The organism is Campylobacter sp. 107, assembly GCF_002383835.1.
GTDB classification, from domain to species: domain Bacteria; phylum Campylobacterota; class Campylobacteria; order Campylobacterales; family Campylobacteraceae; genus Campylobacter_D; species Campylobacter_D jejuni.
On record NZ_NXBA01000010.1, the window covers coordinates 85273 to 92160 of the forward strand.

Sequence of the window (6888 nt, forward strand, 5' to 3'; positions counted from 1 at the left end):
AAAGGAAAAATTATGGGAAAATATATTGAATTAACAAGTGATAATTTTGCTCAAGCAAAAGAAGGTGTAGCTTTAGTTGATTTTTGGGCTCCATGGTGCGGACCTTGTAGAATGCTTGCTCCAGTTATTGATGAACTTGCAAATGACTTCGATGGTAAAGCTAAAATTTGCAAAGTAAATACAGATGAACAAGGTGATTTAGCAGCTGAATTTGGTGTTCGCTCTATTCCTACACTTATTTTCTTTAAAAATGGTGAAGTTGTAGATCAACTAGTTGGTGCACAATCTAAACAAGCAATTAGCGATAAATTAAACTCTTTACTATAAACTAAAGGCTAGTATAACTAGCCTTCTTCTTAAAAATTTCAAATTTATACTAAATAATAATTTTTATTAACTACTATTAAGAATAATTTTTATATCATTATTAATAATAAAATTCAATATAAAGGAAATATAAATGTTAGATGTAGCAATCATAGGTGGAGGTCCTGCTGGACTTAGTGCCGGACTTTATGCAACTAGAGGTGGTCTTAAAAATGTAGTAATGTTTGAAAAAGGTATGCCTGGTGGACAAATTACCTCAAGTTCTGAAATAGAAAATTATCCAGGTGTAGCCCAAGTTATGGATGGAATTTCTTTTATGGCTCCTTGGAGTGAACAATGTATGCGTTTTGGTTTAAAACATGAAATGGTTGAAGTAGAACAAATTTTAAAAAATAGTGATGGAAGTTTTACCATCAAATTAGAAGGTGGTAAAACAGAACTTGCTAAAGCTGTGATAGTTTGTACAGGCTCAGCTCCAAAAAAAGCAGGTTTTAAAGGCGAAGATGAATTTTTTGGAAAAGGTGTAAGCACTTGTGCAACTTGTGATGGATTTTTTTATAAAAATAAAGAAGTTGCAGTTTTAGGTGGTGGAGATACGGCTTTAGAAGAAGCTTTATATCTAGCAAATATTTGTTCTAAGGTTTATCTTATCCACCGCAGAGATGAGTTTAGAGCAGCTCCATCTACAGTAGAAAAAGTTAAGAAAAACGAAAAAATAGAACTCATTACTAGCGCAAGTGTAGATGAAGTATATGGCGATAAAATGGGTGTTGCTGGAGTAAAAGTAAAATTAAAAGATGGTAGTATTAGAGATTTAAATGTTCCAGGAATTTTTACTTTTGTTGGTCTTAATGTAAGAAATGAAATTTTAAAACAAGACGATAGTAAGTTTTTATGCAATATGGAAGAAGGTGGGCAAGTAAGTGTTGATCTTAAAATGCAAACTAGCGTTGCTGGACTTTTTGCCGCAGGGGACCTTAGAAAAGATGCGCCTAAGCAAGTTATTTGTGCTGCAGGTGATGGAGCTGTAGCTGCATTAAGTGCTATGGCTTATATAGAAAGCTTGCATTGATTTTTTTTATTGTAGGCTAGAATTCCTAGCCTAAATCTTTATATCAACACTCCTTAAAAATATAAAATATTTTTTCATAATGTTTTATAAATATTATTAAATATAATTTAAATTATATTTAATTTTGTTACATAATTATATATTTAAAAAAATATAAAAATATTATTTTTTTAAATTAATATTTTTATATTAAAAGCTATAACTTATTTATGTTAAAAAAATAAGGAAGGAAAAAATATGGACAAAAAACAAAGTCACAGAAATTTTCTTAAAGCCTCATCTTTGTTTGCTTTAGTAGGTGCTAGCGCACCAAGTATGGTTTTTGCTCATACGCACAATCAAAATAATTTGAATTCTACTCAAAATTATCGTGCTAGAATTTTTTTAATAATTCTGCACAACTTGATATTCTGAGTGAAGCAGTAGAAAGAATTTTTCCCGAAGATGATTTAGGACCAGGTGCTAAAAAATTAGGTGTAGCTATTTTTATAAATAATGAACTTGCAGGAAATTACGGAAGTGGAGCAAAAAATTATCGCTTTGGACCTTTTATACAAGGAAAGAAAAATCAAGGTTATCAATATCCTTTAACTAGAGCTGAACTTTTTAAAATGGGGGTAAATGCTTTAGATGAAGAAGCAAAACTTCGTTATAAAAAAAGCTTTATAGAACTTAATGCAAAACAAAAAGATGAAGTCTTAAGAGCTTTTGAACAAGATAAAACCAAGGTTTCTTTTGGGGATAAGATAAAAGCAAGCGATTTTTTTACAGAGTTAAGAAGCATGACTATAGCAGGAGTTTATGTTGATCCAATTTATGGCGGCAATGCAAATATGCAAGCTTAGTGCATGAAAAAATTCCTAGGCGCTCAAATGACTTACGCAGCTCAAATTTTAGATGGAGATAAATTTGAAGTGATAGAGCCTATTTCTTTAGCTGATATGTCACATTAAAGGAATACAAATGACAAAAATACTTAAAAAAACAGATGTTTTGTTATAGGTTTAGGTTGGAGTTCTTCTATTGTTGCAAATAAATGCGCTAAAGCAGGGATTAAAGTTGTTGCACTTGAAAGGGGTTGGACATCAAGATACTTCTGATTTTTTGGGTGCGCATGATGAGTATAAATATGTAAATAATGCTGCAATGAAACAAGATTTAAGTAAAGAAAGTATATGTGTTAAGAATAATGATAATGAAATTGCTTTGTCAATGAGAAAAAATTATGCTTTTGATGTCGGTAATAATGTTGGTGGAGCAGGAGTTCATTGGAATGGTATGAGTTATCGTTTTCTACCTTATGACTTTCAAATAAAATCTTTAACAGAAGAAAAATATGGCAAAAATAAAGTTTCTAAAGAATACACTATTCAAGATTGGGGTGTAAACTATGATGAAATGGAACCTTACTACGACAAAGCTGAAAAATGATGGGGTTTCTGGAGAAGATAAAAGTCCTTTCTCAGGAAAAAGAAGCAATCCTTATCCTAATCCACCTTTGGAAAAAACTACTATGCTTAAAAAATTTGGAGAAGCGGCTAAAAACTTGGATATCATCCATGTATGGTTCCTGCTTCAAACTCATCTCAAACTTATACAAATCCCGATAAACAAGTTTAGGAGCATGTCAATATTGTGCTTTTTGTGAGCATTTTGGCTGTGAATATGGTGCAAAAGCTTCTCCTATAGTAACAACTATACCTTCAGCTTTAGCAACAAAAAATTTAGATATTAAAACTTATGCTAATGTGTTAGAAATTTTGCATAAAGATGGTAAGGCTACAGGAGTAAGATTTGTTAATCTTTAACTTTGGGAGAATTCATACAACCTGCAGAAGTGGTTATGCTAGGCTCTTATGTTTGCAACAATGCTAAACTTTTAATGGTTTCTAATATAGGCGAAATTTATAATCCAAAAACAGGCAAAGGAACTTTAGGAAAAAATTATAGTTATCAAATCACACCTAGTGTTAATGGTTTTTTCAAAGATCCATTTAATTCTTATCTTGGAGCTGGGGCACTTTGCAATTGGATAGATGATTTTAATGGGGATAATTTCGATCATTCCAAACTTGATTTTATTCATGGAGCAAGCTTTAGACTTTCTCAAAACGGGGCTCGTCCTATAGCTTCAAACCCTACAGAACCTAACACACCTTCATGGGGAGCCGAATTTAAAAAAGCTTCTATTTATAATTATACTCGATTTACTTATATTGGAGCTCAGGGTGCATCTATTCCTTATATGGGTAATTATTTATCCCTTGATCCAACTTATAAAGATGCTTATGGACTACCGCTTATCCGCGTAACCTATAATTTTACCAAGCAAGATAAAAATCTTTATAATTTTATGCTTCCAAAACTAAAAAGTATCATGCAAGAAATGGGAGCGCAAAATATTTACACTTCGCCAAAATCAGGAGATTATGGAGTAGTTTCAAATGGTTGGTATATTTCTACACATATTGCTGGCGGAACTATAATGGATACAGATAAAAACATAAGTGTAGTTAATCCTTATTTACAACATTGGGATGTTAATAATCTTTTTGTCATAGGTGCAGGAAATTTTCCACATAATCCAGGCTACAACCCTACCTTAACCTTAAATGCTTTAGCCTATCGTGCTAGCGAAGCTATTATAAAATATTTAAAAACTGGTAATTGCTAATGCAGTAATTAAATTCCAAGCCTTAAGCTTGGAATTTATTAGCTTCCTATCACTCCACCATCAAGTTTTCTTATCATCATTACACTCGATCTTGGCGTTTTTCCATAAGGAAAAGTACTACCTTTCAAACCTTCTCCTGGATGTTGTATGCCTACAAACATTGTAGTATAATCCTCACTAAAAGCAATCCCTGTTAATTCACAAGCAATAGGCCCTGTTAAAAAGCGTCTAATTTCCCCTGTTTTTGGATTTGCTGCTAGCATGCAGTTATTTCCCATACTTTCGTATTCATCTTTATTAGAATAAGATCCATCTGTTTGTATCCAAAGTCTTCCATCTCTATCAAATTTAAGTCCATCAGGAGAATTAAATTTATTTTCACTTGTAATATTATTTGAGCCTTTATATAAGCCTTGTTGGTTATCAGGATTTCCAGCAAGAGCAAAAATTTCCCAAGTAAAATCATCGTCTTTATGAGAATTTTTTGGCATCCATTTTAAAATTTGTCCATAAACATTTTTAGTCCTTGGATTTGCTGCATTAGGTTCTTGGCGATTTTTGTTGTTCGTTAGTGTTGCAAATACTTCTTTAGAACCACTTTGTTTATGGCTTGCTATCCATTCACATCTATCCATAGGAGTTGCACCTACAATACTTGCAGCAAGACGCGTATTGATGAGTACTTGAGCTTGAGACTTAAAACCATTTTTTTCATTTAGGCTGTTTTTGCCATATTCTAAAGCTATCCATTTTCCCTGTCCTTTAAAATCTCCCACATTGCCGTTAAACTGTCCTACATACAAAGTGCCTTCATCTAAAATTTTACTTGTATCAGCACCTTTTTTGTATTTATGTTTGCTAACAAATTTATAAATAAATTCATTCATCTCATCATCACCCATATAAACTATAACAGAACCATCTTTTTCTACGATAATTTCTGCATTTTCATGTTTAAAACGCCCTAAAGAAGTTCTTTTAACAGGTGTGCTTTTTGCATCAAAAGGATTGATTTCCACTATCCAACCAAAACGATTGGCTTCATTGATATTTTTAGCTAAATCAAATCTTTCATCAAATTTTTCCCATCCATAAAGACTAGTTTTGTTAAATCCATAGCGTTTAAGAGAGTCATTAAATTCTAGATTTTCGTCTGAACTTCCAAAAAAATCGTCAAAATTTTCTTCACAGGTGATATAAGTTCCCCAAGGTGTTTGTCCATTTGCACAATTTGCAAAAGTTCCATGAACAAATTTTTCATTTTTTAAAACTTCTTTTTTAGCTGCTCCACTTACTTGCATTTTAGTGTTTGCATCGATTCTGCGGTTATACTTAGAGTCTAAAACCACAGTCCAATCATCACCCTTTTTTTCGATTTCTAAGATACTCACACCCACACTGGCTTGCTCATATAAAACATCTTCTTTGCTTAAATTTTTACCATGATGATTAAACATGATTTCAGGATTTATATATTCATTATTAACGGCTAAAATTCCTCTGTTTTTTGAAAGTGGAAAAAAACTCATACCATCATCGTTATCTCCAAAAACCAAATGAGCATTTTTAACTGCATTCATATCGATGATTTTATTTTCATCATAAGGTTTTGCTTTACTAAAAAGTGGATCACCTCAAGAAATTAAAACCTTTGCTTCATAACCTTGCGGTACTATAACTTTATCTTGTGTGCTTGCACTAACAGCTTTAAAACCTAACAAATCCTTATCCTTAAGCACAACAGCACTTAAATTTGAACTTGCAAAAAAAGCCACCATAGAACCTAAAGCTGAACCTTTTAAAAACAATCTTCTTTCCATTTGTTTTTACCCCATATTAAAATTTAAAACAATGGAAGTATAAAAATATTTGGAAACTTTTTAGAAACTTTGATGAAAAATTTAAATTGAAGAAAAAATTTATACCTAGTTTTTCACTAGGTATAAATGACTAATTAAAACCTTTTCTTCTTAACATCTTCTAAGATATTATTAGCTATATCACTTACTGTACTAGAAATAATAGCTGATTCATTAGCAATTTCAACATTATCTTTAGTAGTTTGATCAATTTGAGCTACACTATCATTGATTTGAGTGATACCTGCAGTTTGTTCTTTAATACTTTCTGCCATATCATTGATAGATTGAACAAGTAAATTAGTATTAGCTTCAATTTCTGATAAAGACTTTTGAGTTCTTTCAGCTAACTTTCTAACTTCATCAGCTACCACTGCAAAGCCTCTACCATGTTCTCCAGCACGAGCTGCTTCAATAGCTGCATTTAAAGCTAAAAGATTGATTTGATCTGCAATATCACCTATAATACCTGTAACATTTTTAATCTCTTCAGATTGAGTGATAACATCACTAGTTTTAACTGAAACATTTTGCATAGAAGAAGTGATCTCTTCTAAAGCTGCTGCAGTTTCTTCTAAAGATTGAGCTTGAGAATTTGAAGAAGTGGTTAAGCTTTGAACAGCAGTTTGTAATTTTCCACTTTCATTAGCTAAAGCATTAGCAAAGTCTGAACTTTGTTTTAGCATTTTAACTATTTCATCACCTAAAGCATTAGTAGTTAATTCTACACTACCGCTAGCATTTTCTAATTTATTTCTAAAGTCTAAGCTTTTGTATTCTTCAAAAATTTTATGAATAGCATTCATATCAGAACCTACTCTAGCTTGTAAAACATCTAATAGTCTATTTAAGACATTTTTTAATTCTATTAACTGAGGATTTCTAGGATTAGCAGTAATTCTTGCTGTTAGATTACCATTTTCTACAACTGATACGGTTTGAACTGATTCTTTAAC

General features: G+C 31.7%; 5 protein-coding genes and 2 pseudogenes. 5 read left to right on the plus strand and 2 right to left on the minus strand.

Going from position 1 to position 6888, the window contains the following annotated elements:
* Positions 1 to 12: 12 nt before the first annotated feature.
* From trxA to BGS40_RS09870, 5 genes and pseudogenes are all read left to right on the plus strand, one after another.
* The gene (trxA, locus tag BGS40_RS00850; protein ID WP_002778629.1) at positions 13 to 327 is read left to right on the plus strand and encodes a thioredoxin; all 315 of its coding nucleotides are present in this window, start codon (positions 13 to 15) and stop codon (positions 325 to 327) included.
* A 133-nt stretch (positions 328 to 460) separates the two neighbouring features.
* Positions 461 to 1399: a thioredoxin-disulfide reductase gene (gene trxB / locus BGS40_RS00855; protein ID WP_087685985.1), complete on the plus strand. Its 939-nt coding sequence runs from the start codon at positions 461 to 463 to the stop codon at positions 1397 to 1399.
* A gap of 237 nt (positions 1400 to 1636) precedes the next feature.
* Positions 1637 to 1813, plus strand: a complete 177-nt coding sequence (locus tag BGS40_RS09330) for a hypothetical protein (protein WP_172670191.1) — start codon at positions 1637 to 1639, stop codon at positions 1811 to 1813.
* 17 nt (positions 1814 to 1830) lie between these two features.
* On the plus strand, positions 1831 to 2244 hold the full coding sequence (locus BGS40_RS09335) for a gluconate 2-dehydrogenase subunit 3 family protein (protein WP_240684808.1): 414 nt from the start codon (positions 1831 to 1833) through the stop codon (positions 2242 to 2244).
* 118 nt (positions 2245 to 2362) lie between these two features.
* A pseudogene (locus BGS40_RS09870) lies at positions 2363 to 4073 on the plus strand (GMC family oxidoreductase).
* Between the two features lie 38 nt (positions 4074 to 4111).
* Here BGS40_RS09870 and BGS40_RS00870 read toward each other — a convergent pair.
* Together BGS40_RS00870 and BGS40_RS00875 are read right to left on the minus strand one after the other, a co-directional pair.
* A pseudogene (locus tag BGS40_RS00870) lies at positions 4112 to 5893 on the minus strand (PhoX family protein).
* Between the two features lie 134 nt (positions 5894 to 6027).
* The coding region (locus BGS40_RS00875) for a methyl-accepting chemotaxis protein (RefSeq protein ID WP_257841688.1) at positions 6028 to 6888 on the minus strand (861 nt) is incomplete at its 5' end.

What these genes read in the sequence shown, in the direction of transcription:
- trxA (WP_002778629.1), top strand. Translation starts at nt 13, where the DNA reads ATGGGAAAATATATTGAATTAACAAGTGATAATTTTGCTCAAGCAAAA.
- trxB (WP_087685985.1), top strand. Translation starts at nt 461, where the DNA reads ATGTTAGATGTAGCAATCATAGGTGGAGGTCCTGCTGGACTTAGTGCC.
- BGS40_RS09330 (WP_172670191.1), top strand. Translation starts at nt 1,637, where the DNA reads ATGGACAAAAAACAAAGTCACAGAAATTTTCTTAAAGCCTCATCTTTG.